The 26,330-nt window shown below is 54.0% G+C and carries 22 protein-coding genes and 2 pseudogenes; 11 read left to right on the top strand and 13 right to left on the bottom strand.

Translation table 11 applies throughout. The features are described 5' to 3' along the window. Positions 1 to 125 precede the first annotated feature (125 nt). Positions 126 to 5,966, bottom strand: coding sequence for an SIR2 family protein (locus ACUNV4_RS00120; protein ID WP_430876447.1), 5,841 nt, complete (start codon positions 5,964 to 5,966; stop codon positions 126 to 128). A gap of 378 nt (positions 5,967 to 6,344) precedes the next feature. On the opposite strand from ACUNV4_RS00120, the gene ACUNV4_RS00115 reads away from it, so the two are divergent. Next, positions 6,345 to 7,550: a hypothetical protein gene (locus ACUNV4_RS00115; protein ID WP_430876446.1), complete on the top strand. Its 1,206-nt coding sequence runs from the start codon at positions 6,345 to 6,347 to the stop codon at positions 7,548 to 7,550. A gap of 329 nt (positions 7,551 to 7,879) precedes the next feature. Here ACUNV4_RS00115 and ACUNV4_RS00110 read toward each other — a convergent pair whose 3' ends face one another. The 7 genes from ACUNV4_RS00110 to ACUNV4_RS00080 all read right to left on the bottom strand — a co-directional run bounded on the left by ACUNV4_RS00110 (position 7,880) and on the right by ACUNV4_RS00080 (position 14,503). Then, positions 7,880 to 8,299 carry an ASCH domain-containing protein gene (locus ACUNV4_RS00110; protein WP_430876445.1) on the bottom strand — a complete coding sequence of 140 codons (420 nt, stop codon included), beginning with the start codon at positions 8,297 to 8,299 and terminating at the stop codon, positions 7,880 to 7,882. Positions 8,300 to 8,418: 119 nt separating this feature from the next. Further along, positions 8,419 to 9,102 (bottom strand): hypothetical protein, encoded by a 684-nt coding sequence (locus ACUNV4_RS00105; RefSeq protein ID WP_430876444.1) that lies wholly within the window; start codon positions 9,100 to 9,102, stop codon positions 8,419 to 8,421. A 109-nt stretch (positions 9,103 to 9,211) separates the two neighbouring features. Next, positions 9,212 to 10,657, bottom strand: a complete 1,446-nt coding sequence (locus ACUNV4_RS00100) for a S41 family peptidase (RefSeq protein WP_430876443.1) — start codon at positions 10,655 to 10,657, stop codon at positions 9,212 to 9,214. 28 nt (positions 10,658 to 10,685) lie between these two features. Then, entirely contained in the window at positions 10,686 to 11,258 is a 573-nt protein-coding gene (locus ACUNV4_RS00095) for a hypothetical protein (RefSeq protein WP_430876442.1), read from the bottom strand. A gap of 544 nt (positions 11,259 to 11,802) precedes the next feature. Continuing rightward, the gene (locus tag ACUNV4_RS00090) at positions 11,803 to 13,014 is read right to left on the bottom strand and encodes a helix-turn-helix domain-containing protein (protein ID WP_430876441.1); all 1,212 of its coding nucleotides are present in this window, start codon (positions 13,012 to 13,014) and stop codon (positions 11,803 to 11,805) included. Between the two features lie 87 nt (positions 13,015 to 13,101). Next, a complete protein-coding gene (locus ACUNV4_RS00085; protein WP_430876440.1) occupies positions 13,102 to 14,274 on the bottom strand; it encodes a fatty acid desaturase in 1,173 nt (390 codons plus the stop codon). Positions 14,275 to 14,374: 100 nt separating this feature from the next. Then, the gene (locus ACUNV4_RS00080; RefSeq protein ID WP_430876439.1) at positions 14,375 to 14,503 is read right to left on the bottom strand and encodes a hypothetical protein; all 129 of its coding nucleotides are present in this window, start codon (positions 14,501 to 14,503) and stop codon (positions 14,375 to 14,377) included. A gap of 217 nt (positions 14,504 to 14,720) precedes the next feature. On the opposite strand from ACUNV4_RS00080, the gene ACUNV4_RS00075 reads away from it, so the two are divergent. Further along, positions 14,721 to 15,716: a hypothetical protein gene (locus tag ACUNV4_RS00075; RefSeq protein ID WP_430876438.1), complete on the top strand. Its 996-nt coding sequence runs from the start codon at positions 14,721 to 14,723 to the stop codon at positions 15,714 to 15,716. 141 nt (positions 15,717 to 15,857) lie between these two features. Then, entirely contained in the window at positions 15,858 to 16,298 is a 441-nt protein-coding gene (arsC, locus tag ACUNV4_RS00070; RefSeq protein WP_430876437.1) for an arsenate reductase (glutaredoxin), read from the top strand. 96 nt (positions 16,299 to 16,394) lie between these two features. Here the strand turns inward: arsC and ACUNV4_RS00065 are convergent, their stop codons facing one another. Genes ACUNV4_RS00065 through ACUNV4_RS00055 form a run of 3 tightly spaced genes read right to left on the bottom strand, consistent with a single transcriptional unit; the run spans position 16,395 to position 19,174 of the window. Next, entirely contained in the window at positions 16,395 to 16,904 is a 510-nt protein-coding gene (locus ACUNV4_RS00065; protein WP_430876436.1) for a DUF3253 domain-containing protein, read from the bottom strand. A 36-nt stretch (positions 16,905 to 16,940) separates the two neighbouring features. Further along, a complete protein-coding gene (locus tag ACUNV4_RS00060; protein WP_430876435.1) occupies positions 16,941 to 17,960 on the bottom strand; it encodes a phosphotransferase family protein in 1,020 nt (339 codons plus the stop codon). Further along, positions 17,957 to 19,174, bottom strand: coding sequence for an acyl-CoA dehydrogenase family protein (locus ACUNV4_RS00055; RefSeq protein ID WP_430876434.1), 1,218 nt, complete (start codon positions 19,172 to 19,174; stop codon positions 17,957 to 17,959). The genes ACUNV4_RS00060 and ACUNV4_RS00055 overlap by 4 nt, the downstream gene beginning before the upstream one ends. On the opposite strand from ACUNV4_RS00055, the gene ACUNV4_RS00050 reads away from it, so the two are divergent. The 6 genes and pseudogenes from ACUNV4_RS00050 to ACUNV4_RS00025 form a co-directional block, all read left to right on the top strand. After that, the gene (locus ACUNV4_RS00050) at positions 19,173 to 19,427 is read left to right on the top strand and encodes a hypothetical protein (protein WP_430876433.1); all 255 of its coding nucleotides are present in this window, start codon (positions 19,173 to 19,175) and stop codon (positions 19,425 to 19,427) included. The genes ACUNV4_RS00055 and ACUNV4_RS00050 overlap by 2 nt on opposite strands. Positions 19,428 to 19,782: 355 nt before the next feature. Beyond that, positions 19,783 to 20,652, top strand: a complete 870-nt coding sequence (locus ACUNV4_RS00045; RefSeq protein ID WP_430876432.1) for an SDR family oxidoreductase — start codon at positions 19,783 to 19,785, stop codon at positions 20,650 to 20,652. A 39-nt stretch (positions 20,653 to 20,691) separates the two neighbouring features. Beyond that, positions 20,692 to 20,892, top strand: a complete 201-nt coding sequence (locus ACUNV4_RS00040) for an SDR family NAD(P)-dependent oxidoreductase (RefSeq protein WP_430876431.1) — start codon at positions 20,692 to 20,694, stop codon at positions 20,890 to 20,892. Further along, positions 20,889 to 21,323 (top strand): transposase family protein, encoded by a 435-nt coding sequence (locus ACUNV4_RS00035; protein WP_430876430.1) that lies wholly within the window; start codon positions 20,889 to 20,891, stop codon positions 21,321 to 21,323. Before ACUNV4_RS00040 ends, ACUNV4_RS00035 begins: the two co-directional genes overlap by 4 nt. After that, entirely contained in the window at positions 21,283 to 22,113 is an 831-nt protein-coding gene (locus tag ACUNV4_RS00030) for an ISL3 family transposase (RefSeq protein WP_430876429.1), read from the top strand. The genes ACUNV4_RS00035 and ACUNV4_RS00030 overlap by 41 nt, the downstream gene beginning before the upstream one ends. A gap of 36 nt (positions 22,114 to 22,149) precedes the next feature. Further along, positions 22,150 to 22,731, top strand: a pseudogene (locus ACUNV4_RS00025) (SDR family NAD(P)-dependent oxidoreductase); the annotation flags it as partial. Between the two features lie 364 nt (positions 22,732 to 23,095). Here ACUNV4_RS00025 and ACUNV4_RS00020 read toward each other — a convergent pair. After that, on the bottom strand, positions 23,096 to 23,698 hold the full coding sequence (locus tag ACUNV4_RS00020; protein WP_430876428.1) for a TetR/AcrR family transcriptional regulator: 603 nt from the start codon (positions 23,696 to 23,698) through the stop codon (positions 23,096 to 23,098). 778 nt (positions 23,699 to 24,476) lie between these two features. Between ACUNV4_RS00020 and speB the strand changes: the two genes are divergently transcribed. Beyond that, positions 24,477 to 25,439, top strand: coding sequence for an agmatinase (gene speB, locus ACUNV4_RS00015; RefSeq protein WP_430876427.1), 963 nt, complete (start codon positions 24,477 to 24,479; stop codon positions 25,437 to 25,439). A 50-nt stretch (positions 25,440 to 25,489) separates the two neighbouring features. Here the strand turns inward: speB and ACUNV4_RS00010 are convergent, their stop codons facing one another. Next, positions 25,490 to 25,639: a hypothetical protein gene (locus tag ACUNV4_RS00010; protein WP_430876426.1), complete on the bottom strand. Its 150-nt coding sequence runs from the start codon at positions 25,637 to 25,639 to the stop codon at positions 25,490 to 25,492. 137 nt (positions 25,640 to 25,776) lie between these two features. On the opposite strand from ACUNV4_RS00010, the pseudogene ACUNV4_RS00005 reads away from it, so the two are divergent. Next, a pseudogene (locus ACUNV4_RS00005) lies at positions 25,777 to 26,330 on the top strand (IS1634 family transposase); the annotation flags it as partial.

Raw genomic sequence — 26,330 nt, 5'->3', positions numbered from 1 at the left:
GCGTGGGTTGATAGCGTGGTCTGATGTGACTGAACCGGAAAGATTGAACTCCCGTGGATTGTTCGTGATGTCATGCCACCTCGGATCGAACACGGAAGGGGAAAAATCGGCGGCGGGCTCGCTATTCATCCACGCCGGCGGAATTCCTCTACTGGCCCGATGGAAGGCTCAAGCTGAGCCAACAGGTCGGAGGATTTCGCCGCATGTGTCTGGTAGCCGATACTTTCCGCCTCCGCCTTGATGTCCAGAAGGATCTCAGCCGCAAGCGTTTCATTCTCTCGCTTGACCTGAGTGCTGGCATATAGCCACAGTGCCGATAGTTTACGCAGTTTCAAACCATGCCTCGTGGCAAGCGCAGCCGCCTGAGCCGCTGCAGTTCCCGCCAGACCGAATTCTCCATTATCAAGCATCAATTGAGAATGAGCGAGCTGAGCATCAACACGTAGTCGATACAAGCCCATTCTATTGGCATATGAAAGCGCTCGACGAATGCGACTATTGGCTTCGGGAATTGCATCCCCCATGTCTATGAGCACTCGCGCCTCACTGACCAGCGATAAATGTTGAACATCTCTCTGTTCTGCTTGTGATGCCGCGTTTACCGCCAAACGCGCACAGTGCAGAGCTTCGTCCAACTTCCGTTGCGCTCTATAGAGATCGGAAAGATGGCGATTCATGATTGCTACCATGCGGAGCATTCTCTTATCCACCACCACCTTGAGTGCCGTCTTGTAACCTGACTCCGCACGCTCGAGACTACCGCTCAAGTGATCGCAAACCGCGAGATAGCCAACAGCGAATGTCAGCAAGGGTTCTGGAGTCGAGCCTTTGATATCCTCCGATGACGCCCGAAGCCATTCGAGTTCACTCCTCGCATTGCCAATCTCACCTCGATCAATCAAGGCGATTGATTTGTTCAAGACAATTCTACGCTCAGTAGCGTGATGGGCATATGGATCATCGTCAGGTGTCTGCGCGTGTGCTACAACCAGACGTGCCTGATCAAACATCGGTAACGCATCAAACACTCGTCCCTGGATAAGAGATGTCAGGCCACGTTCGTTGTACAGCCAGGCGATTTCATCGCGATAGAATGGATGTCGAACTCGAATACCATCTTTTTTATCATCAGTACCATTTGCAGCTCCATCATAGACATGCTGACGGAACTCGATACCCAGCGCACGTGCTTTTTCGCTGATTTCCTTGCCACACCTGATAAACCGTTCAACGCGAATTTCGGTCTCATCATCAAATTGTTCGTTAGACTGAGGTGCGAATCGTGGGCGCTTTTTCAGCTCTTGCAAAAGGGTTTCCTTCTGCTTCTGCTCCGCCATCACGCCATTTTCCGCGGTTTCCGAAGGCAGAAACCACTCCTCAAGAATACCTTTGATCTCCTCCTGATTCTGCTGCAGACCGACAGCGAGGTTCATCAGAGAGCGCAACCATCCACGATATGTTTCGTATGGTTTCTTGTTGTCGTCATCTACGTATAGCGTATCAAGCCTTGAAATCGCACCGACGGAAAATGCCCCGCGCAGCAGACTGTAGCTACCCCTCAGTATCTGCGGCATTGCCTGTATTCGACCCAAGGACGTACCCAGTACGCAGGCTCTCCCCTCACCAGCGAAAATCAGAGTGGCAGCCTCCTCCAGATATCGTTTCCGCCTCAAGGCATCCTCGGGACTGCTTGCACAGTCACCATCTTGCTCACTTTGCCTGAAGTCACATTCCTTCAGGTAGTAGAAGACGCGCAGAATCCCCGCTACTTCCTCAATGTGTTCATCAAGAATTCGACTGACCATGCCGTAGTGTTGAATCGAAGGCGTTGGTAGGTCTTTGGGCTGATCGCAGTAGATCGAAAGCTGATGATGGTTACTTTCGCCATGATCCAGCAGAGACAGTTGCATCTGTTCACTAAGGTATTCCCTCAGGCGTGAATGCAATGAATATCGCCTGTTCAAAGTCTGGAACACCCTGTCGCTACTGGTCTGACCAAACGAGCTTGGGGCGACCGGTATGACCAGATCACGTTCGGTCAGGACTTTCAAATGATGTTCCAGCAACTCCAGTGCTTTCGTGCGCACTACTTGCGATGCAGATACTGACTGCTCGTGCTCATCGGCAATGGCACCGTATAGCAACTTCGCAACCTCCGGACAGCCATGGAGTACTCCGATTTCTATCGGCACCGAAAACAATGAGAGATGACGCATGATGCCATCGAATAGATGCGGTGACAGCCGTTTACAATTTTGGGGGGAATCATCGCTATCCGTACCGATACCCGTATCAAGCGCCTTATACCGTTTGAGGACTACAGCAAGCACACCAACATGTCCTCGTGCAGCTGCGGCGCCATCCAACTCATCCAGATACATATATAATGATCTCTTACGCGTTTCCAGCAGCTCCACGTTCGACCGTTTATCTCGTGCGGCGATACAACCTTCACAATCATTCAGCCATTGCGAAATGATCATCACATTGAGCCAGGCGTTGTGTTGCATCGTGGTCAACAAGGCTCGACGTATCGAAGGATCACCAGGCGGGCGTATTGCCATGTGCTGGCTGGTTTGCAGCAACTCCGCAGCAAGTAGTGCCGCGCATAGCCGAAGCGGATGCTCAACAGCAAATGACTGCTCGACGCTCCCGAAATTGGAGACCAGCGCGACGAACGTCTTTCGAGAACCCAGTTTTCTTGCAAATGGTGTCAGAAAAAAGCGATCAAACAGGCTGAAAGGAGCCGGCTGTAACCATTTCCTGAACCAGCTACCCGTTTTGGATCGACGTCCGTAATATTTGTAATCGCCTGTTTTCAGGGATTTCCTTTTCTTTGACGCCAGTCTTTCGCTTAGATAGGCAATTGGCGCATCTTCTCTCCCAGAAATCAACACCAGATCAATTGGCGGCCTGGGCGATTGCAAAGAGGTACGATGATCACCAGTCATCAACCTGAAAAAGGCTCGGTGCATCGGATTGAAGGCGTCTCCATCTACATCACAGATTCTGTCCAGGCCACTCAGACAAACGAACAGTCTTTCACCAGGTTGGGCAAGACTTTGATACTGACCAAGCAAGCCCGCCAGAATGTCCAGGCGATGCGGCCTCGGATTAGGACCTTCCATAGCGGGTATTTCGTGACCGTTCGACGGTTTGTAATCGCGACGTCTGGACGTTTCCGGCAACAAGGCCATTGCAGGCTCTTCCTTCCTGGACTTGCAATACAACTCTAACGCCAGCAGAAAACAATCCTTCCGACTGGGTATTGTTACAGGATCACCAACGGGTTCATTTCTCAGAGTGCGATACAACTCCAACACGGCTCGAAGCGCTTTACTCAGATCGTCATTCGATTTTTCGTCTTCTTTCGGTGCCTCGTCGTGTTGCTTGAGAAACTCGTTGATGTCTTCAGTTGACTTGATCAAATTGCGTATGCCTTGCGTCTGCAAATTGACGATCTGCTGAGCGAGGAATCTCGACAATGCACGCAACACCGAGTTGAATTCCATCGAGAAAGACAGGTGCGCAATGAATGCGGGGTAGTCCTCGCTACTAGTTGACGCGACAGGCGGACCGGAGGCGAACAGTTGCGAGCGTTGTGTGCGAATGGACATCAAATGCACCAAAGAGCCTTTACCGCCGCCCCGAGGTATGTGCAGACGCAGTATTCGCTGATTTCCCTTTAATTCAATTCCGGAATAATGTCTGTTCTTGTTGGCATTCGCTACCTTATCCTTTATGTCCTTGATCATCGACCATTCGATTTCTTCAGCGTCAACGATTGGATTGACATATTCCGGCTGATGACGAACGACCAGCTGTGTTTCCGAGCCAGGCGACTCACCATTGCCTGTTTCACCAGCGGAATTCTTTCTGGCACTGTAGATGGCTTTTCGCTCGACGGGCAACTCACGCCACTGTTTCCACCAGACAGCGGTATCCAAGCTCAGCGCTTCGAGTTCGATCACCAATGCTCGTGACATCAACCTGTTACGGAACTCATCGATCAACGACACGAACGCTGCTTTCGATTCCAGACGCGTATCTTCGATGTTGCCCGTTGAATCTACATCAGGAGACTTGCCAAGGATTTTGCTGAGTGACTGGACAACCTTTTCCAGTGTCTCTATTTCATTCGCATCAAGCAACTGATCGACGGCGTCTCTACCTGCATCGACACCGAGATCACGCAACCATTTGTTGCTGAAATCCGCGTTTCGAGACGGAGTAGAATTCTCAAAGGCATCAGCATCGTTCAGATGTTTTTCCAATCTATCCAGTAGACACATCGTCTTCATATAAGCGCTACCACCAAAGTAGATCGTATAGATGTCATAGTGAACCGCGTGACGAATGGACTTGAGCGTGTCTTCACGTGCATCATCGGATTCGTCGCTCGACTCCTTGTGATTCCTCGGGAGTAGCGCAAACAATCTTCTTCTTGCCTGGTCAGGTAAATTCCCTCGACTGACAAATCTTCGTAATGGCCTCAGCACATCGTCTTCGGTCAATCCGATACCCACGAATAGAATATCGTTACCACCGAACATGACTTCCTGAGCCTCCAGAAATGTTCTCTCGGATTCCACATCTCCCAGATAGACTCGCTGATAGTCCTTTTGTGTCACAACCATGTTGTCAGGATCATCCAGACGCCCGTGCAGATGGAAAATCTGGGTGTCATAGGAACTCGAGAAGGCAGCGAAACTTACAAGGTGACCAACCCCTTCGGAATCCAATGTTGAGCTCAGCGCCGTTTTACGACGACCGGATTCGATGGATACCTGCAATGGATCTTCTCGATCGGTAGGCGCCTCGCGGCACAGATTCCTGAATGCCGTCGCTTCAAAGCCATCCGGCAATAGAGCGTGGCGAAGAACCTCACGTTCAAATTGAACGTCGTAGTTGAGCGTCAATATTCGGGATGCTTTCAGGGTTCTCAATATCGCATGCACAGGATTCCCGGATACTGGCGAACCGTTCTGTGGGACAGAAGGACCGTGGTGCAAGAACGGCTCTACACCGGCATTCTTGTCAGCTTGGCGTGGGGGCTGAGTTGTCGATAAAGACCCTTCACCGCCAGGCACCGTCTCCAGATGACGATTGATATTTCGAACCTTGACCGCGGCTTCCAGAAATACGATCAAGTCATCTCTCCGGTACCCATCCACGATCATGGCCTTCAGAATTTTCAGATAGATATCACCCTCTTTCTCCAGAAATTTACTGGACAAAGAATGGAAATTAGGTTCATCATTCTCCGCCTTGATAGCCTGCATCAGCTCCTCGGCATAATTGAGTAAGAGTTTGGTGGGAAGCTGATTACCGGAAATTCGTTGATACTGCCGCCCGGATACAGCTGGTTCGGAGTCTGGTTTCAACTGGAGCAACTTCAACCTGTCCAGCACAAGATCCATCTCACTCTTTCTGAGCTGACCGGCGATACGTTTTCGTGTCTGCCAGGATCGATCGAAGACGTTCTCATCGCCCTCTGGCAATCCTGAGAGTAGATCCTCACAGAGCTCGATAACGCCAGTAGCGTCGGACAATTTGCCTGCCCGATCAAGGGGCAAATGCAATAGTTCTATCAGTGACTTGACGTTCTCCATTCTTCCTTCTGATTGAAGTAACGCGGATCGATTGCTCCCGTTAAGCGAGCCGCAGACCTCCAACAGCTGCAACAACAGATTTCGCTTGCTTTCGATTGCGTCAATTCCTGCTTTTCCAGTACCGAGTACTTCAATCAGTTCACGCCGTGTTTCTCGAACGTACATTGGAGCCAATTCGCCCCAACTAGGCAAACCAAACGGTCTGGATACTCCCGAGCCGGCCATGACAACCAGCCGTCGGAGATTCAAGGCTCTCCACAGATCTGCACGGGCTCTCTGTTCTATAGAGATACCAGTCAACTCATGTCGAACGTAGGGTTGGAAATACTTCCATGCATTGGTCATGCTGATCATTTCGCTACTCGCTGGCACTGCAACCAAAACCAGGCGCTTCGAAAGACATCCAAGTGGGCTAGCGATTACAGGACAATCAACGCTTCGGTGAATTGCCCGCATTCAAGATCGGTCTTCAGTGTATCGCTCGTCCTTGCACCTGATCCTTGAATATTGATTGAGTACCATGCACGCTCGTAGCATCCCTGTCAATCAGCTCCAGGTTCAGTCAAACACTGACGAACCTGGACTTTCACGAACGCCTCGCAGGATGTTCAATGGACATTCCCGGTGGGATATTCAGCTTTAAATAATCCAGTATTGACACTTGCAACAGCATATAGGAGGATTCTCTGTTGCATTAATGGATCGAGAATTTCAAACGCCTGTTTGAATCGAATGGATCAATTTACAGCAATGGAATCTCAGACAACAGACAATAAAGAAAAATGTGACGAATCAAGCTGCAGCTTGAAACAACAGCGTCGTTGTTTAAGTGCCATCAATGAATTGGACAATGTATTCGAGCTGCGTCGTCACCTGTTGATTATCACCCACCTGGCTATGCCATTTGCGCTGTTGTTCGCATCTCAGTCGAGTTCGTTCCGGGAACCCGAGTGGCTACAACGTCATGCATTGGACTTTGCGGCCATGGGAATGATGATAGTGGCATTGTTCATGTGTACTCTGACGTTGACTTGCCATCGCAATCTTGTCAGATATTCAGCCATCGTCAATCGTAGCCTGTACGAGAAGCCGACGAGCCCTCCCCCATTACATCATTCGCAAAAGACGCTTCGCCAGCGGTTACTGAGGGACCTGAACATATTTGGAGTCGGGACACTGTTTCTCTACCTCTCGACTCTTTCCTTCAGCTTCGCGGCCGGGTTTCTAGGCTACCGACTGTGGACAAGCACCCTGCTTTCATGCCTGATAACGATCACAGTCGTTTTTGCCATGACTGCCATCCTGATTCTGGTGCATCACCGGGCAATTCGCGATATCGCCCAAGACGTAAAACTCATTACCGATGAAAAGATTCGAGAGGAGTTGTGGTTCATACACCGATGCGCTTCGGTGCATCACACGTGGAAGGATATCTCAATTGTCGTCGTCATGGCGACCGCACTATGCCTTGGCATAATAGTGGTAATTGATCCCTTCGAGCAATGGAAACTCAGCAAAGAGATCAAGCCCAAGGGCATAATAGGAATCAGTCTTTACCTGTACGGACTGTTGGTACTGTTCTTTTCGCAAATGATGGTACTGCGTTTGCGATATGCGTTGGCCGAGCATGCCAGCTACCGCGGATTCCTGACCGGAAGGCGAGGAAACGAATGGACGTTCAGCTACCTGGAACCAACGTTCTGCCTCTATATTTTCATACTGATTTTGCTGCTGTCCCTGGTCAATGCTCTATTTCACGGTTCTGTATTCAGCTGGGGATTCTCTGCATTATCCGTACTGCTATCTGTTTACTACTATCGCCAAAAGCTTGGCAGGGAAGGTGAAAGCTTTGCCAACTGCCAGAACTCTCTTGACAGAAGCCGCATCGTAGATGAACGAATGCGACCGTACCCTACCTCGTTTCATGCTCATGATTGATGCGATATAAAAGAGACCCTGAAGGTATTCATGCGATTCCTGCAAACGCTTCTCATCCGGAAGTTCTCATTGGAATCATAGCGTCTGAGCTCGATAGCAGGCAATGGAGAATTTCTAACAGTATTGATGCGCTATTTCTATTGTCACCAGTATGGACCAGTCTGAAAATCAGCCAATGGCTGATGGTCCGTTTGTCCGGTTGAGCTCAGAGCCCCTCCGAAAGGCAATCTGTAACAACAAGAAACCTCAATCGTACTCACACGCCGCTGACTGAAAACAAGCCCCAGGTTGTCAGTGCAGGCACTTGACCAGACAGACTCCGCAATCACCTATTGCCCCGCCTTAACATCCTCCACCACCTCGAACCGCTCACAAACAAGAAGCATCTCTTCATCGAACCCGCCATTGCGTTCGAAGAAATCCCGGTGATCCGACCGCCAACCCTCCAGGCTGTCGTTCTCCCCTTCCAGCAATGCAAATTCCTCATCGACGTCGCAATAGCGCTTGATCTCTACCGCTACTGTCCTGAGTACCAGTTCGGGTGTGCCATCCCAATTCAGGGCAATGTCGCAGCGCCCTACAACCGGCATCTCGTCACCATCGTCCGTGAAGTCATGCAAGGCCCCGCAGGTTGCTGTCTTCTTTCCCTCACGTACCAGCCGGATCAGCAAGGCACACAATGGCGCGCCATCGCCGAACTTGAATGTTGCCGCCTCAGGGTATTTCTTTTTCAGATCTTCCAGTTTCATGTATCACTCACTATGGTTTTGTGTGTCCTGCCCGGAGAGCCGCGCTCTACAAAGAGCACTTCGCGTAGCACTTCACTGAACACTCCTCGGAATACACCAGGAATACACCCCGGTGCACATCACGTTTCGTCGTTCTCTCCGTCAGCCAGATTCGCTGATTCACCCATCATGAGCCGACTCAGATAGATGAACCAGACGATCAGAAGCAAACCGAACAAGGCACCCAGATCACTCAGTGCAGGTATCGCACTGACGATACCTGCCCCACCGGCAACCATGCCGATGATGGAAAGTGCCTTTGCATAGAGCTGTCGTTGCCAATGCACTGCAGAGACAAGCAACACCCACAGACCACCCACGATTTCATTGCTTCCGCCAAGGCCTTGCGTGACGGTCACTACAGACAACCAGAGCGATGGTGCCAGATCGGGCCGAACAGCAGCCAGCTCGACCACTTTCATCAGACCCACATTGGCCAGCATGCCACTGGCAATGACCAGAACCACCCAGACCAGGCCCATGACTGACGAAAGCTGGGTAAGCAAGGTTTGGTCGGGCGAGAATTGCCGGTGCAGAACGATGACAACGATAGCCAGCAAGATACCGAAGAGCACATAGATCACGAAATTCCACACGCTCAGCATGGCATGATTTTCCAGCACGAATTTCACTGCCTCTTCGGGATTGTGCTGAAGATCGATGTAAGGCAGGAGTTGAGTGAGCAGCAATACAAATCCGAACACAAATGTGGCCGCGCAACCCAGTGACGCCAATGCGCCGTTATGCAGTAGTTTGGGGGACATGACGTTGATACTCCACTGTCGATGGCAAAGGTATTGATTCAATCAGAATCACTCAGGCTGGCTTGTCGTCCAATAGCATAGGCGAGAATGCACCTTGCTTCGAACACTACTACAACACCGGGCTGGGCAAACCAAGCACATCAAAAGCCGCATTCAGAGCCGAGTCTTCACCGCGATCTCGCGCCTCCTTGCTGAGCACGGGCACGGATACCGTGGGCGGAATACCGACCGCTTCAAAGACCTGACCGTTGGCATCCGAATATACCTCGTTGGAGAGCGTGAACTCCCCGTCGTTGGGCAGCGCTTTCTCCAGCACATCGGACAAGGCGCCATTGGTCGTCTCCCCCAGATGCGTCACCTGTGGCAAGGAGCGCATCAACAGGGTGAAGGCTTCGGTCGCACTGACGCTGAACCCACTGGTGATCAGGACGACCGGGGTGCTGTAGTTCTGCCTGTCAGAGGGGCGAATCGTGTAATTCTGAGTTTCCTTCAGGCCTTGATGATCCCGTGCGGCCTTGGTGGCCGCCAGACGCTCAGTGTCTGCAAAGCGATTGGCAATGGCGATGGAAACCGCATCTCGCCCACCGGGAGAGAGCCGCACATCGATGACCAGCGCCGAGGTACCTGCAAGGTCAGTCAGTGCCTGATCCAGCGCGTCGTTGAAAATCGCGACATCGGTCGCCTCGGACGCATCCAGTGTCGTGAAGAACTGGTTGATCGACAGATAGCCGACCTCCTGCCCCATGACGCCCCACTGAATCAGATCGGCCAGATCGCCGTCGAGGGTGTTGAAGGGTGCGCCGATGTAGCGGGATTGAATATCGTCACGCCACTGGTTGAGCACGCCCACCACATAGCTTTCCTGGTCGCTGATCTCGGACTGTGCCTCGAACTCCTCGACCAGCATCTTCAGAAAGCCCCTGGGTTGTGCCGGATCGAAGCTGCCTTCACCATCAAATGTCAGACTGACGTGACTGTCGTCAATCGGGGTCAACAGACCGATCAATGCCTGCGCCAGATCCTCTTCGCTACTCTGATCACTCAATGTGGGGCGCCACTGATCGTACTGGCTCATCCAGTCCACGCCCCGCTCGTTGAAGAACGCGTAGTAGTCATTGAAGGTGTGCCAGACGTGATCAAACTGCTCGGTGATGGAGTCGCCGATCGGTTCCTCACACACGGCGGGCAGCGCATCAATGCGACTGAAGATCGCGGGCTGCCCCAGTTCGCTTTCCGACAGCTGAAGCCGGTCCCCGTCGATATCAACCACGGGGAACTCCCCCAGAAACTCCGCCGCCGCGCCGGAATCACGCAGGAAGCAGGTAGCGCGAGTGGCCTCGAAAGCCGTGAGCGCGTTGCCGTCGACTTCCAGCAGCAAACCGTATCCTGGTCGTTCCCAGATGCCTTGAAGGTTCTGCGCCGTGTCGGTTGGAAGCGGCTGCGAATCGCTTTCGCTGCACGCCACGAGCAGGGATGACGCCAGCAGAATGAGACCGGTGCTTGTGGCGGGATGCCATCCCTTGCGCTGTTCAAGGTTCGATTGAAAAATGCTCATAAGGGGTATTTCCTGTCGTTGAGAGGGTTTACCGGGCTGAAAGCACAGCGCCGGTACATGGGTTCATGGCCGAGTCGGTGGCAAAGAAGATGATTCCGATGCCCAGGACAATCGCGACCGCCAGCAGCGCGATGCGAACACCCGTCATCCGAGCCGCGTCGGTTTTCGTGATATCGCCATCGGCTGTGTTCCGGTGGTGATGACTGTGGCCGGAAGCCCATGGGGTGTACGGCCAGCTCAGGTACATCGTTGGCACCGCTGCGCACATGCCGAGCACTTCGATCAGGGACAAGGCCTGCGACATCGGCGTCGGCGAGCGTGGAAAGAGCTGGGCGAGATCGATCGCGTAGACGACGAAGAAGGCAAAGCCTGCGAACCAGGCCGTGCTGATCGCCCAGCGCCGATTCCGGAATACCCCATAGACCAGAGCCACGGTGCCGAGATTGAGCACAGTCAGGAACAGGTTGAACCCGCCCAGGATGCTGACATTGATGTGCGAGAAATCGCGGTTCTCGATCGGTCCGCCCGGAATCAGGGAGGCAAGCAGCACAGCGGATACAGCCAACAGAATGGCCAATGAATGACGGTGTGAAGAGCTCATCAGGTTCTCCCGGAATTGCTTGGTGATATGAATGCGCGCCGGTGGTTGATCGCGTGTTCGCACTGGTCGGAGCAAGCAGCGACGCTCAGTGAGGGGGCGAGATTGCCCCGGGAGAGGCAGCGGGTGGTCCGGCCGTGTACGTTCGACCCGGCGTCAAGAGGTCCGCGTGTCCTGACCTATCCGTCAGGACTGGATGCCGTCTGGGATTCTTATATTTTTCAGTCGGTTAAGACAGGCGCGCGTCAAGGGGCCAGGGAAGTCTCGAGAGCCGTCCTGCTGGATACGACCGGACCGGGAGCGCACCGATTGCGCACCGATTGCGCACCGATTGCGTGCTTGAAGCGTGCTTGAAGCGTGATTGAAGCGAGCGGAAAGCGGACGGAAAGCGGACGGAAAGCGGACGGAAAGCGGACGGAAAGCGGACGGAAAGCGGACGGGATAGCGGACGGGAAACGGACGGAAAGCGCACCGAGAACGAACTGAAAGCGCACCGGATCAGACCAAGAACAGCCAGCGAGAGAACCCTGACCGTGCTGCCAACGAGCTAGCGAATACTCTGCCTATACTGTCCGGGCGTCATGTTCTGATGCTTCTTGAAGGCGGCGTAGAAGGCAGACTTGCTGTTGAAGCCGGAGTCCATCGCCACGTCGATAACGGACGTCTCCTGCTGGCCCAGCAGCTTCATCGAATGGGCGATTCGGTAGCTGTTGACGAAGTCGAAGAAGTTCTGCGCCGTACACTGATTGATGGCTTGCGACAGATAGTTGGTGGAAACCTTGAGCCGCTCGGCGAGGTTTGCCAGAGACAATTTCGAATCCAGATAAAGCTGCTCCTGATCCATCAAGGATTGCGCTTCATCGATAAGGGCTTGGGCCAGCTCCGGCGACAAGGCCGACCGGCTGTATTTGTCCCCACTCTCCGGCGCGTCATCAGGCGGCAAGAGATCCTCACTCTCCATGGGGTCTTCGACGGGCTCAGCCCGGAGCAAGGATGCCTTCTGGTACGTCGAAAAGATATCGGGTTGGCGCAGGCCTACCCAGCCCAAGGTGTAAATCAACAACACCATACTCAGGTGCAGCACCAGCGAATGCCAGCGACCCAGTTCGGCTGACGGCATGGCGAACAGCAGCAATTCACCGGGAACCCAGACGATATACACAAGCAGCGTGCCGATGACCATGTAGCGCAACCAATCGAGGTTGATCTTCTCCGTGTAGGAAAATTGATCGGGAATGCGGCGCCGATGTTCATTCAACAGGCGAACGCCCAGTACCATCAGAACACTGAAATGAATGATCGCCAGTAGTGCTTCCATATCATCCAGCAGGAAATGCCATGCACTCCACGGCGCTGCCAGCCCGTCGCCGCTCCCCATGATCGAGCGTTGCAGCGACTCGGGGAGAAACAGAAGTGCCCAGGAAGCGGCGACATGAAGTATGGCTGGCAGCCACAGGATGCAGCGCAGGCGGCGGGGCTGCGGCAGTTCCGGCAAGGTCAACTCGCGGCAATAGAGATAAATGAAGACGCCGTAGAAGAATTCTCGGGGCCAGAGCAGCGCCTCCAGCCAGGGAAGACGCGCAAGGATGCCGACCTCATCCAGATAGAAATCCAGCAGCGCCACGGTAAACACCAGAACGTAGCCGGCTAGATATCGATTGGCCTGGCGATTCCCGAAACGGCTGAACAACAGCGCAATACCGAGGAAGGCGCCCTGTGCGGCGCCCAGCAGCCCGATGGTGGCAATCAGGCTATTCACGTGGCACCCATCGCCTGCGTCAGAGAGCTTGAAGTCGTGTGCGTCATCGTATTCACTGGCACCGATGATACATCGACCTTCGGCTCGTCAGCTGTTGCTCTTCAGAGCCTGCGGCGCCAGATCACCGATCGATGCCGCCAATGCCTCATCCGAATCGCTTGCCCTGTCATTCTTCGGTGGTGGAACCGGCCTGTCGAACTCATAGCCCGGATCGTGCTGTTGCTGACGATGAATCTTGCGCATCTCTTTCCATGCCCCCACAAGCGATTGCGGTTCCGGCATGTCGTCGGCCAGTTCGCGGGCGAGCGACTTCAGGTGGTAGCAAGGCACGCCCGCATACATATGATGCTCGGTATGCCAGTTCATGTGCCAGTACAGGAACTCGAACGGCCGGGGGAGTTGGATGGATCGCGTGTTCTTGCGAAAATCCGGCACGTTTTCCCGCAGACCGCAGTGCTGAGTGACACCGAAGAAATAGGAACCACAGTTGGCAATGTAGGCCGCAACCGACACCACCAAGGGCAGAACCCATAGCCCGGTTACCAGCGCGAGCAACAACACCGAACCGTGAAAGGCGATCAGTACCCGTGACCAGACCACGGATTGCCGATAGGCTTCGGGTTGATCCTCGTGCAGCCGTTCCAGCCACTCCTGACTGGCAATCGCCGACAGGCCACCCTGCACGCCCAGCGCCCTGCGCACGGTGAGATAGACGGTCCACAGCAGACCGCCCTTGCCGAAGTTCCGCCCGGGCCTGGTGAACAGATTCAGCGTGAACAGTTGCAGCAGCAGGCCGGGACGCAGCGAGGGTTCGAGCGGCAACAGATTTTCCCGATCCGCTTCCGGATAGGTCGTGTAGCGATGATGGTAGGTATGGCTCGATGCATAGTCGAAGGGGTCCCACCAACCGATCAGGCTCAGGAGGTAGAGAAACACGCGATTGAGCCGACGCGAACGGAACACCGTGCCATGCCCCAGTTCATGCACGGACGTGCCCTTGAAGAAACTCGCCACGAAGCCCAGGCACCACAGGGAGACAAAGAACAGCCACCAGAGACCCTTTGTCCAGAACACCACGGTCACTGTGGCAAGCAGCAGGTAGAGCGCAAGGTGCCCACCGGCCTGCACGAATCCCTCGCGGTCTGATCGCTCACAGAGTTCGCGCAGCCTCTGCTTGCCGATCGGGCTTCGATACCAGCGCGGACGTACCGACTTGCGTACCTCTTCCAGCGGCGGATAGACAGTGCTTGATTCACTCATGGCAGGCTTCCCTGGTGGCAGGCTTTGCGGGTATGCATCCCTGGTGGCAGGCTTCCCGGGCACGATTCACAGAAGCGTCGATCCTTGCCATTTCGGTGATCTACTGGCCAGACAGATTATCACCGTCGGCCAGAGCAATCACCTTGCCACCGCCCTGGCGCTGATCAAGCACCTCCCGGCAAATGCAGCAGCCCCGCGCCCACTGTCGTTCCCCAGTGGAAATCATCATGCTCGGCATTGAACTCGTCCAGCGTCACCGGATACCCCCTCGATCCGCAGTAACTGATTCAGATGTCGGTTGGCGCTGAGGAGGCCACTTCAAAGCCATGTGAAATGCCTGCAGACCCAGAATGAACCAGTTCCTCTTCAATGGGCTCGACTCATTAATGCAAATGATATCTATTCGCATTACAATCAACTTGATTCCACGCGAGGCAGATCACCGCATGACTGTAAAGACACGACCCCGGCTCTACCTGGTGCCATCCACGAATGGCAAGACCCCCATTCGCAGCCAGATGCCGCCCTGCCCGTCACACCTTCAGGCCTTGTCACTGGAATGCCGCTTGCTGCTGGCCATACTGCGTCTGTCCAATTCCGACGGTGCGAAGCCGGCACTGTCACTGAACGCGCTCAATACACTCGGACAGGTGATGGATTGCGGGCCTCATCGAACGAGAACCCTTGCAGCGCTCAGTACGATCAATCAGACGGTGCTCGTGCAGACCCATCGACGCCTGGAGATACCGAATACGGTGTCAAATGACATTAGCCCCGATGAAGCCTTGTATATCGACTCGATCAGACGATTGTCCAAGGGTACTTGCGCGAAGAACGAGATCCCTCTATCCGCCGTGATGTCCGATCAGAACCTGGGCCGGTTCTGCCAGGCTGCGGAACATATCCTCGGCGTTCACTCGATGTCGAGATTACGGCACCGCGCGATTCTGCGAGATGCAAGCGCAGCTGAACCCACCGTGCTGAAGAGTCAGCAGCTTGAGCTGACAGAATCGGTCATTCTGGCGCTGATGCGTCTGTGGGTCAGAGGGTCGCTGACGGGCTTCAACAGCTCCGCTGCCGTGCGATTTGCCAGCGCACACCTGGGCGTGGAGCGCCTCGGCAATATCGTCAGTGCCATCATGCAGCGAGTGGACACCAGCTCGCACAGTCCGCTCGATGTGCGCTGCGTCTGCAGTGGTGAGATCACACCCGATGAAGCGCATATGCTGACGCTGATGTCGGCGCTGGGTCATGGCGAACTGCCCGCCTACCGGGATCATCTGCTCAAGTGGCTTGATCCGCAATGGGCCAATGCCGTGTTCATCCAGACATCGGATGCCGTACTGGCGATTGGCGAACTGGGATCGATGCTGCCCCGCCGCCAATGGGATTTCGAAGAGCTGGATACTCGGCAACAACAGCGCGATACATCTGTCTGGTGAGTGCAGGATGCGACCATCGGTCCTCAAGCTCGAATTCAGGCTTGAGGACCTGTACACCTGCGATGGTTTTCCAGGGATCGGCAAGCCGACTGTGCGTCTCGGCTCCCTCGTTATCGGCTTCCGTATCCCGGAGAATCCAGTATGCTTGCAGACAAACAGGCAGAGTCAAATCAGCCTGTCGCCACCCACTCCTGCAATACCGAGTCTGATCCCGTGAATTCATCCGACAAGTCTCTCGACAAGGTCACCATCTACCACAACCCGCGTTGTTCGAAGTCGCGGCAGACGCTGGCGCTGATCGAAGATACCGGCGCAAGCCCCACGGTGATCAAATACCTGGACACCCCCGTCTCACGTGACACGCTGGCCGAGTGGGTTGCTCGCTCCGGCCTGTCCGCCAGTGCATTTCTTCGGCCCGGCGAAAAGCAGGCGAAGGAGTTGGGCATCACGGCGAAATCCGATCCGGATGCCATACTCGATGTCATTGCACAGTACCCTGCCTTGATGGAGCGCCCTGTCGTCGTCACCGAAAAGGGCGTGGTCCTCGGACGGCCGCCAGAGAACGTGAAGGACGTACTGTGACCCCGGATTGTCCTGGAGTGATTTGAACCAGGCAGATGTCAGTGTGCTTGCCTGATGATTCAAGCGGAAGATGGGCGGACCTTTTCAGGCGCAGAATCACCTTGACTGCCAGGTTTTTCTCAATCGTATGGCACCCGAAGCAGGCTCACTCACTCGCTCACCTTTCTGTGTCACGTGCAGCTCGCCTGCGTTTTCCAGCTCCCATGCCGCCTCGATGGTCTGCGGCATGATGTCCCTCCACTGCTCACCCCCGACGACGCGTGCAGCCTCCGATGTGCAGATAGTCTTGCCTTCCTCGCGACTTCGCAACAGGCAGCGGATGGTTGCATCAAGGCGTATCTTCAAGGATTCTTCGGTGGGGGTTTCCCACCAGGGTCGACCTCGTTCACCCAGACTGATTTTCGCGTCGTTGACTCTTGAGCGAGCGAGTGCCATGGCCTCATCATCATCCGTGAACTTTGCTGTTTTCACCGCCCGTCGCGCCGACATCAACTCCCGAACAAGCTGCTTTTCCAGTGTTGGCGGGATCGACGGATCTGTCTTCCGCCAGCGACGTCCCTTGATGACGAAATAACGGGAGGTGTCCGTATCGGCGTTGTCAGGCATGACCTGAAGGTGACATCGGATAGCTATCAGCGAGCATCATCGGCTTGCACCGTCAACGATTTCCAGAGCACGACGGGCGAAAGCCCGCGCCAGCGGAGCCACATCAGCAGCATTCTTGCCGGATGCATTTCCCGCGCGGGCGCGATCGGCAATGCCCACAAAGATCACCGCAAAGCGGAACAGGGAAAACACGATATGGAAATCCTGTAGCGCGCCTGTCGGCCTGGCCGAGTGATGGTAACGCTCGACGAACTCCTGCTTCGTCGGAATACCCAGTGCCTGCCAGTCCAGACCCCGAATCCCGCCATACTCCTCGGGCGTGCAGTGCCAGGTCATGCAACAGAAACCCAGATCGGCCAGAGGATGACCCAGGGTGGACAGCTCCCAGTCAAGAATGGCAATGACTCGCGGCTCGGTCGGATGAAACATCATGTTGCCCAGACGAAAATCCCCGTGCGCAACGGCTACAGCCCCGTCCTCGGGAGGCACCTGCGAAGGGAGCCAGTCAGCCAGGCGCTCCAGCTCCGCAATCGGCTCTCCGGTACTGGCGCGCAACTGACGGGTCCAACGACTTATCTGGCGCTGGAAATAGTCGCCAGGCTTGCCATAATCATCCAGACCGGCAGCCTGCGGGTCGATGCCGTGCATCCTGGCCATGGCATCTGCCATGCCGAAGTAGATCGCGCGACGTTCTTCGGCATCCATTCCCGGCAAGGAACAGTCTTCAAAGACCCGGCCTTCGATGCGCTCCATCAGATAGAACGGTGTTCCGAGGGCTGCCGGGTCTTCATGAAAGAGAACCGTTTCAGGCACCGGCACACCCTGCCCGCCCAATGCCTTCATGACCCGAAACTCACGATCAACCGCGTGCGCCCCTCTCAGAATCGGGCCATTGGGTTGCTTGCGCAGCACCAGGCGCCGGGTACCGTGCGTCACGAAATACGTCGGGTTGGATTGGCCACCGGAGATGCGCTCCAGTTCGACCAAGTCAGCAGTCCCCAGGCGCTCGTCCAGAACGGTTTTCAGCGCTGCCGGGGCAAAATCGATGTCGCTCATGATGGCTTGCCTTCCTCGACATCCCATGACCAGAACTGCGTTCCCGCTGAACGCAACTCACGACTCAGCACCATGCGATGCACCTCGTCGGCACCATCGACCAGCCTGGCCTGACGGGCATAGCGGTACACCCACTCGAGTACCGTATCCTTGGAATAGCCTCTGGCACCATTGATCTGAATGCCCACGTCCGCCGCATCGTGCAGCACATTGGCCACCTGTATCTTTGCCATCGAAATCTCCTTTCTGGCAAATTCGCCACGATCGATGGCGAAGGCTGCCTTCATGACGAGCAAGCGGCCAACTTCTATGCGCATGGCGATATCACCGAGCATCTGCTGCACCGATTCACGCTCGATCAGTAGCTGGCCAAAGCCTTCGCGTTTCTCGGCATAGTCGGTGGCAATTTCCACACAGCGTTTGGCCAGCCCGAGCCAGCGCATGCAATGGGTCAAGCGTGCCGTACCCAGACGTGTCTGCGTCACTCTCATGCCATAGCCCTCTTCCAGCAGCACGTTCTCTACCGATATTTCCAGACCCTCGAACGATAGCTCGCAATGTCCGCCATGTTCCTCGGGCCCCATGATGGGGATACGCCGTGTGATCTCCCAACCCGGATCGTCACGATGGAACAGGAATGCCGTATGACCTCGCCTGACATCATCGGAGGTGCGAGCAAGCAGAATGAAATGATCGGCCGCCTCGGCCCCCGTGATGAACCATTTGTGTCCATTGACGATGTATCGATCACCGTGCCTCACGGCCCGTGTCTGCATCATGCCCGGATCAGAGCCGCCGCCCGGATGCGGCTCGGTCATGGCAAAGGCTGAACGGGCCTCACCACGAACCAGCGGCATCAGCCAGCGTGCCTTTTGCTCGGCAGTGCCCAGCTTCTCCAGTACCATCATGTTGCCGTCATCAGGGGCGGCCGAGTTGAACACCACCGGGCCAAAGATGGAGCGGTTCATCTCTTCATAGACCACCGCCATGCCCGCCTTGTCGAGCCCGCCACCACCGACGTCCTTCGACAATTGCAGACACCACAGACCTTGCTTCCGAGCAGCGGCGCGTTGTTCCTGCAGCACGCCTTCGGCAATATTTTCGTGGGCGTCGTAAGCCTCTGGATCGGCTTCCAGAGGAATCAGCCTCTCGTCCACAAAGGTGGCGATTCGCTTGCGCAAGGCCTCCAGTTCGGGTGTGATCGTGAAATCCATGAACTACTCCTTCCGGGCCCGGGAAACCAGGCGTGCTTTGTCGACGACGATACCCGATCCTGTCATGAAACGCCCCGCGTTCGACGCGCGTGGCAAATCAGTGGCATCGAGTTTCTTCCAGATGGCCCAAGCGCCGCTGCGGTACGCAGCAAATCAAGGCCGATCCGGCTTCGGTGTTGAAACCAATACTGATACCCCGACGAGACATCAAGCACTCCTGCTCAAACCGCTGCTCTGCCACTGCCTGACATGACCCAGCCAGAACGGACGGTTACAACGGGGCCCGAGGTACGGTGGGGGGCATGATTCAGCGCCGAAATCAGACGCAGCACTCACTCTGACATCGCGGACAGAGGGGGTAATCCTGATGCTGGCTGCAGGCCTACCTGGCGACAACGACAAGAGCAAAGCAGGCTACTTCTTTATCAATCGCTAAAAATTTCTGAATTTGCTATTGACATTGTGTAGCGTTCGCTACAGTATACGCATGTCGATTCAGTAGCGAACGCTACACAATGTCATCGGTCAACCCGATATCGAATCAAGTTCAACCGAACGTGCAGGAAAGAACGATGACTCGAGAAACAGCAACCAGGAAAGGCAACAGCATGAAAACAATCGTAATTACAGGCAGCAGCAGTGGCTTTGGCAAAATGTCAGCAAAGCAGTTTGCGGACAAAGGGCACAAGGTTTACGCGGCCATGCGCAATGCAGACGACAAGAATCTGAAAACGAAAAATGAGCTCCAGTCATACTCGGAGAACATTGTCGTGGTTGAGATGGACGTATGCAGTGATGAATCTGTCAACGCAGCGATCGCACACATCATTGAAAAAGAAAGTGCGATTGATGTGCTGATCAACAACGCGGGCATCATGCACATGGGTGTGACGGAGGCATTCAGTGTTGAGCAAGCACAGCAACTGATGGACACCAACTTCTACGGTGTTATCCGCTCAGTTCAAGCTACTGCACCGCACATGCGTAAAGCAGGCAAGGGTCTGATCATCAATACAACGTCTGTTATTGGCCGCGTATCATGGCCATTTACTGGTACCTACAGCGCGAGTAAAGCGGCCGTAGAAGCGTACTCTCAGAGCCTGAAATACGAATTGGCGCCAAGTGGTGTTGAGGTTATTCTGGTTGAGCCGGGTCCATCAGGTACCAACCTGGCAGGCTCATTTACACCGGAAGCTCACACGCAGGTGGTTGCAGAAAACCCTCAGCTGAAAGAGATCATCGACAACATGATTGGCTCTTTTGACCAGGTATTGCAAGACCCTGAAACCGATCCGCAGAACGTGGTTGATGCCTACTTGAAACTGGTGGATATGGAGCACGGCACACGCCCAACGCGCACGGCAATTGGCCTTGTGAACAACGTGGATAAAATCAACGAATTCTTCCAGCCACTTCAAGATCAGGTGATCTCGGATTTCCAACTGGATTTCATGCTGGAAACAAAGGTCAACGGTTAATCACACCGCTATCTCAAGGTTAAAAAAGGGTGTAAGCCAATGTCATTCAACATTTCAAACAAAGTCGTCTTCATCACTGGTGCGAACCGAGGTATTGGTAAAAGCATTACGGAACACTTCATCGAGCAAGGCGCAAAAAAGGTGTATCTGGCGGTTCGAAATACAAGCTCAACCAAGGCTCTGGAAGAAAAATATGGGTCTTCCGGTTTCCGTGTGGGTAAGTTAGCCTTGATGGCATGAATGATAAAGATCTGTACCAGCAAATTCTGGGAATCCCGAAGCCATGGAGCGTCACTGACGTCGGCTTGAAGTTGGACGGCGGCAAGATTGAAGTGCGTGTCAGTGCTCCGTCCTCAGCTGACATGCACTGTCCGGTGTGCCAGAAGGCATGTCCGCGCCATGACAAGCGCGAACGACGGTGGCGTCATCTTGATACATGCCAGTACCAGACGGTTCTGGTTGCGCAGGTGCCGCGCGTGAAGTGCGACGAGCATGGAATCAAGCAGATTGATGTTCCTTGGGCGGAGGAACGTTCTCGATTCACGGCTTTGTTCGAGATACTGGTTATTGACTGGCTCAAGGAGGCCTCTGTCAGCGCTGTTGCCAGACAGCTGGACCTACGATGGGATCATGCAAAGAGCCGTTGCACGTGGTCTCCGGCGTCGAGATGATACGGGTCTGTATCCGGATCTGGATGTTGATGAGACGGCTTTTCGCAAGCGCCACGACTATGTCACTGTCGTCAGCGATCCAGGCACTGGCGCAGTCATACACCTGTGCGACGATCGCAAGAAGCAAAGCCTGAAAGACTTCTATAGCAGTCTGAGCGAAGAGCAACGCACCGGGATCAGGACGATATCGATGGACATGTGGCCAGCGTTCATCAATGCCACGCTGGAGGGCTTTCCGGGTGCTGATAGCAAGATTTGCTTTGATCGTTTTCACGTGGCTCAGCATCTTGGAAAAGCCGTGGACAAGGTTCGTCGAGATGAGCACAAGAAACTCAAGGCAGAAGACAATGCTGTACTGACGGGGACCAAACATGATTGGCTACGTGCCGAACAGAACGTATCGAAGAAACGACTCGGCGCTTTCAGGAAGTTGTGTAATAGCACATTGAAAACAGCCCGTGCCTGGGCATGGAAAGAGGCAGCAGCGTATCTGTGGCAGTATCGATCTCGCGCTTGGGCCATCAAGGCCTGGAATCGCTGGTACGCAGGAGCAATCAGAAGTCGATTGGAGCCCGTGAAAAAGGCTGCCCGAATGATCAAGAAGCATCTCTGGGGAATCGTCAATGCTATCGTCACTGGCACAACCAACGCCGGTGCCGAGAGCATCAATAGTCGCATCAAGATGGTAAAGGTCCGATCACGCGGATTCAGAAACAAGAACCGATTCAAGACAGCGATCTACTTCCATTTGGGCGATCTCGACTTGTATCCGGAAACGGCTCCAAAATGAGCCTACCCACACGGAAACCGGAAGACCCAAAAATATGGCGAAAGAGTCGAGACAATTCAGGTCGATATTACCGATGAAGCGTCTATCCTGGAAGCTGCCGGGAAAGCAACAGATGTAGATGTTGTCATCAATAATGCAGGGATTATCTCGACAGTGCCGCCTTTGGCGGACAATGCACTCGATACCTTGAAAGAAGAGATGGACGTGAATGTGTACGGACTCATGCGTGTTGCAAAAGCATTTGAAGCAACCTTGATTGCCAAGCAAGGTGCTCTGGTGCAATTGAATTCGGTCGCTTCAATCAAGAACTATTTGAATATGACAACATACTGCACATCGAAAGCGGCATCCTATTCTGTGACGCAAGGCTTGCGTGATCATTTCAAGCCACATAATGTGAGCGTGTTGAGTGTTCACCCTGGCGTGGTTGCAACCGATATGGCGGATCTTGCTGGTTTTAGTGATATTGCATCGTCACCACAAGTGGTGCCAGTCGGAATTCTTGCTGCGCTGGATGAAGGGGAATTCCACGTATTCCCGGATGCCGTTGCAAAGCAAATGGAAGCGGGATTTCAATCTTACGCAGACAACGTCATCATGAAGGACTTTTCGGCATGACGACGAAAAGCACCACCTGTTAGTAAATTTGCATACGTTGTACATAGCCTGGTAAGAGAGTCACGGGAATATGTACGTAAGGCGGAGGACTGGCAAACCCAGTCACTTCGATCAAATGAAGCTGAGTTTCTCGGCCAATAGTATTTTGGTATTGACTGTCGTCATTGAATGACCTCTGGTATTTCCGGAGGTCGTTTTTCGTTCTTGTTTCGGATTTTAAAGAGAAAGCCTTACTCTCTTCTCTATTTGTCTTCGCCCCATCATCGTGAACAAGGCTCACTTTGAATCGTGAGATAAAACAAGGGATAGACCCTTATGGGGTTCCCGCTTTTCGGTGCGGTTCTATATAGCGCGTCAGGCTGTGTTACTGCTTGCTGCTCGTCTCAAGCATATTGAGTGCATAGTCCATGATCGATATCGCAGCCTGTCGTGACTCTCCCGCCCGAACCTGAGTGGAAACACCAAAAAGAACTGATAGCAGGTATTTTGCCTGCAGTTCTGCGGTCGCAGACTCGGTAACTACACCTTCAGACTCGATCAAGGCAGTGACCAGGTTTCGGGTTTTCAATCCAAATTGTTGGATGTACGCTGTCGCTTCCTCAGGAAAGCCAACGCTGTCAGACTCATTCACGCTTTTTACCAACAAGCATCCCAGCGGGGTATCAGCATCTGAAAACTCATGAATCAGCTCATGGAAACACGCTCGCAGCCTTTCCATGAAAGGGGCGTCAGAGGGTCCAATGAGATGGCGATAACACGGCTCACTGTGTTTTGCAATGTAGTGCGCGATCGCTTCCTTGAATAGCTGTTCCTTATTGCCAAAAGCGGCATACAAGCTAGGCGTATTGATCCCAAGCTCTGAGGTCAGATTCGCGACAGATGTAGCTGCATAACCGTTGTTCCAGAATATGCGCATTGCCTTGTCGAGTGCGATATCTCTGTCGAACGATCTTTTTCTTCCGGCCATTACCGATGGGTACTCCTACCTGAAACGTCTTGATCGATGCTTATTTTGTAGCATTCACTAAAAAATGTCAATTTCGTTGCTGACCTTGTTATCGATCGACACACAATGCACTCATTGAATAAGCAGTAATAAGCAAAGAAGGTGGATGGTCTTGCAGACGACTTCAAGAATACCCAGCAATTGGCAGGAAAAATAGTCACGATCAAAGTGAGCACGAGCAGTTTCGGCGAGGGGAAACCCGCGTTTCCCTGGCAACCTCAGTACGTTGATGATATGAAAATGGGTGTGACTCTCTACGCATGGCGAATTTTGACAACGGTGACAAGTCTGCTGAGTACACATGTCCGTGTTTGCATGGCAAACCTTGATGACATCACTCTTGTTCATCGGATCTTGCAGGCGCCGTACATACTTCGCTCGGCGGGTCTGCTTGACGCAAGCTGATGGATCGCATCGAGCCAACGATGTATCTGCTCGGAAGCCAGGTTCGCTGGTACGCTGATCTCGGTACCGAAGCGCTCTTGCTCAACCCGCTGCACTGCCACTGCCTGATATGATCCAGCAAGAGCGAACGGTTACGACGAGGGTCCCGTGGTACGGTAGAAGACAGGGTTCAACTGCAGAATCAGAAGGGCACTCACTCTGATATCACTGGCAAAAGGGATGAGTCCTGTTGTTGGCTGCAGGCTACCTAGCGGCGGAGCCTCGGGGTCGATCACCTACCCTACTCTCAATGACCTGCCTGCAAATGATGGCGTACAAGGGAAAAAGATAGAAGATGACACACGGTTATGAACAAGGTCGATTGAATCTGCCATTCGTTGGCATCTGTACCTTTGGAAAGAGCCCGTACATTGAAGACTGGGATGCCATAGAGGCAGACGTCGCCATCATGGGTGCCCCCTTCGATGCGGGTACTCAGTGGCGCGCCGGTGCGCGATTCGGACCGCGAGGAATTCGGGAGGCCTCTACCCTGTTTTCGTTTGGTCACGCAGGCGCCTATGATCATGAGGATGACGAGACCTATCTTGATGATGTGCGTATGGTCGATATCGGCGATGCCGACATCATCCATACCGATACAGAACAGAGTCACGCGAATATAGAATCGGGTGTACGCAAGATTCTGACAGCCGGTGCCTTGCCTGTCGTATTGGGCGGCGACCACTCGATCAATATCCCCTGTATCAGGGCTTTTTCCGATCAGGCTCCGATCCATCTGGTGCAGCTGGATGCACACCTGGATTTTGTTGATGAAAGACACGGGGTGCGTCACGGACACGGTAATCCCATGCGACGTGCTGCGGAACAAGCACATGTCACAGGGCTCAGCCAGTTTGGTATACGCAATGTGTCTTCAACCGCAAAGGAAGGCTATGACTCTGCGCGCGCCATGGGCTCGGATGTTCTGTCGGTAAGGCAATTCCGAGCGTTGGGTACCGATGATGTCATCGCACGCATTCCGGAAGGGGCGAACTATTATCTGACCATTGATATCGATGGCTTCGACCCTTCCATTGCGCCAGGCACAGGCACGCCGAGCCATGGTGGCTTCTTGTATTATGAGATTCTGGAATTCATTGCCGCACTGTCAGCGCGCGGCACTATCGTCGGGATCGATCTGGTTGAGGTGTCGCCTGATCATGACCCGGCGGGTGTTACCTCGATTCTGGCCGCTCAGGTTCTTCTCAATACCATCGGCAGAATCACCAGCAAGACTCGCCGACAGGAGCCGTCCTGACGGCGGTAGCCAGAATCTCTGTTACACCATGACGCAGAGTGGTTCGAACATCAGGGATGCGCCCAACCATGCGGTTGCCCCGTTGGTATCAACGGTGGGGAGACCTCTACCAGGTCGGCCCCGGCAATGGACACGCCCTTGAGTTCCCGAACAACCTGAAGCGCGCCCGGGTTCGACAGTTGCGAGCTGAAATCAGCCAATTTTGGTAGTATTCTTTAGAAGGAATGCGGGCTGCAGAGGTGTTTTTCCAAAATCGCTTGTAGTGGCACGTTTTGATGGATCTACTTTTTTTTCGCACTGGTATTGACAGAGATACCCGGTGTGATAGTGTGTGGGCATGTTTGTCAAGCTCACCAAGTCTGGACCGCGCCGCTATTTGCAGCTGGCTGAGTCGTATCGCGATGAGAACGGGCGCGTAAAACAGCGCACCATTGCAAGTCTGGGTCGCCTGGAGAAAATAGACGCCAACTTCGATTCGCTCATTCGTGGGCTTGAGCGTGCGACGGGTAGAAAAACCGTTACCGATAATCAGTCGCCTTCCGATAATAATGAAAAGCCCGTCATCAGTTTCGAGCCTGCTCGCGCGCATGGTGATGTCTGGACATTGACGCAATTATGGAATGAGCTGGGATTCGATCGCCTGGCAAAGGTTTTCCGATCGTCGAAACGTAAACTCGATGTCGAGACCCTGCTGCGTGTCATAATCTTCAATCGATTATGCGACCCGGAATCAAAACTGGGCGTATTGCGTTGGCTGGAGACAGTGTGCCTGCCTGGTGTGGATAGTAGCGGTATTGCCTATCAGCACCTGCTTCGATCCATGGATGCGCTGATGGATGAGCGCGAGAAAGTGGATGAGGTCGTGTCGTCGCTACTGCGACCATTGATCGA

It is taken from the genome of Granulosicoccus sp. 3-233 (genome assembly GCF_052681095.1).
This window is presented reverse-complemented; position numbering and strand designations above follow the sequence as displayed.

What these genes read in the sequence shown, in the direction of transcription:
- ACUNV4_RS00020 (WP_430876428.1), bottom strand. Translation starts at nt 23,698, where the DNA reads ATGGCCGGAAGAAAAAGATCGTTCGACAGAGATATCGCACTCGACAAG.
- ACUNV4_RS00115 (WP_430876446.1), top strand. Translation starts at nt 6,345, where the DNA reads ATGGATCAATTTACAGCAATGGAATCTCAGACAACAGACAATAAAGAA.
- ACUNV4_RS00100 (WP_430876443.1), bottom strand. Translation starts at nt 10,657, where the DNA reads ATGAGCATTTTTCAATCGAACCTTGAACAGCGCAAGGGATGGCATCCC.
- ACUNV4_RS00080 (WP_430876439.1), bottom strand. Translation starts at nt 14,503, where the DNA reads ATGATGATTTCCACTGGGGAACGACAGTGGGCGCGGGGCTGCTGCATT.
- ACUNV4_RS00035 (WP_430876430.1), top strand. Translation starts at nt 20,889, where the DNA reads ATGAATGATAAAGATCTGTACCAGCAAATTCTGGGAATCCCGAAGCCA.
- ACUNV4_RS00110 (WP_430876445.1), bottom strand. Translation starts at nt 8,299, where the DNA reads ATGAAACTGGAAGATCTGAAAAAGAAATACCCTGAGGCGGCAACATTC.
- ACUNV4_RS00105 (WP_430876444.1), bottom strand. Translation starts at nt 9,102, where the DNA reads ATGTCCCCCAAACTACTGCATAACGGCGCATTGGCGTCACTGGGTTGC.
- arsC (WP_430876437.1), top strand. Translation starts at nt 15,858, where the DNA reads ATGCTTGCAGACAAACAGGCAGAGTCAAATCAGCCTGTCGCCACCCAC.
- speB (WP_430876427.1), top strand. Translation starts at nt 24,477, where the DNA reads ATGACACACGGTTATGAACAAGGTCGATTGAATCTGCCATTCGTTGGC.
- ACUNV4_RS00060 (WP_430876435.1), bottom strand. Translation starts at nt 17,960, where the DNA reads ATGAGCGACATCGATTTTGCCCCGGCAGCGCTGAAAACCGTTCTGGAC.
- ACUNV4_RS00050 (WP_430876433.1), top strand. Translation starts at nt 19,173, where the DNA reads ATGAACTACTCCTTCCGGGCCCGGGAAACCAGGCGTGCTTTGTCGACG.
- ACUNV4_RS00055 (WP_430876434.1), bottom strand. Translation starts at nt 19,174, where the DNA reads ATGGATTTCACGATCACACCCGAACTGGAGGCCTTGCGCAAGCGAATC.
- ACUNV4_RS00120 (WP_430876447.1), bottom strand. Translation starts at nt 5,966, where the DNA reads ATGATCAGCATGACCAATGCATGGAAGTATTTCCAACCCTACGTTCGA.
- ACUNV4_RS00040 (WP_430876431.1), top strand. Translation starts at nt 20,692, where the DNA reads ATGTCATTCAACATTTCAAACAAAGTCGTCTTCATCACTGGTGCGAAC.
- ACUNV4_RS00065 (WP_430876436.1), bottom strand. Translation starts at nt 16,904, where the DNA reads ATGCCTGACAACGCCGATACGGACACCTCCCGTTATTTCGTCATCAAG.
- ACUNV4_RS00095 (WP_430876442.1), bottom strand. Translation starts at nt 11,258, where the DNA reads ATGAGCTCTTCACACCGTCATTCATTGGCCATTCTGTTGGCTGTATCC.
- ACUNV4_RS00030 (WP_430876429.1), top strand. Translation starts at nt 21,283, where the DNA reads ATGCAAAGAGCCGTTGCACGTGGTCTCCGGCGTCGAGATGATACGGGT.
- ACUNV4_RS00085 (WP_430876440.1), bottom strand. Translation starts at nt 14,274, where the DNA reads ATGAGTGAATCAAGCACTGTCTATCCGCCGCTGGAAGAGGTACGCAAG.
- ACUNV4_RS00075 (WP_430876438.1), top strand. Translation starts at nt 14,721, where the DNA reads ATGACTGTAAAGACACGACCCCGGCTCTACCTGGTGCCATCCACGAAT.
- ACUNV4_RS00045 (WP_430876432.1), top strand. Translation starts at nt 19,783, where the DNA reads ATGAAAACAATCGTAATTACAGGCAGCAGCAGTGGCTTTGGCAAAATG.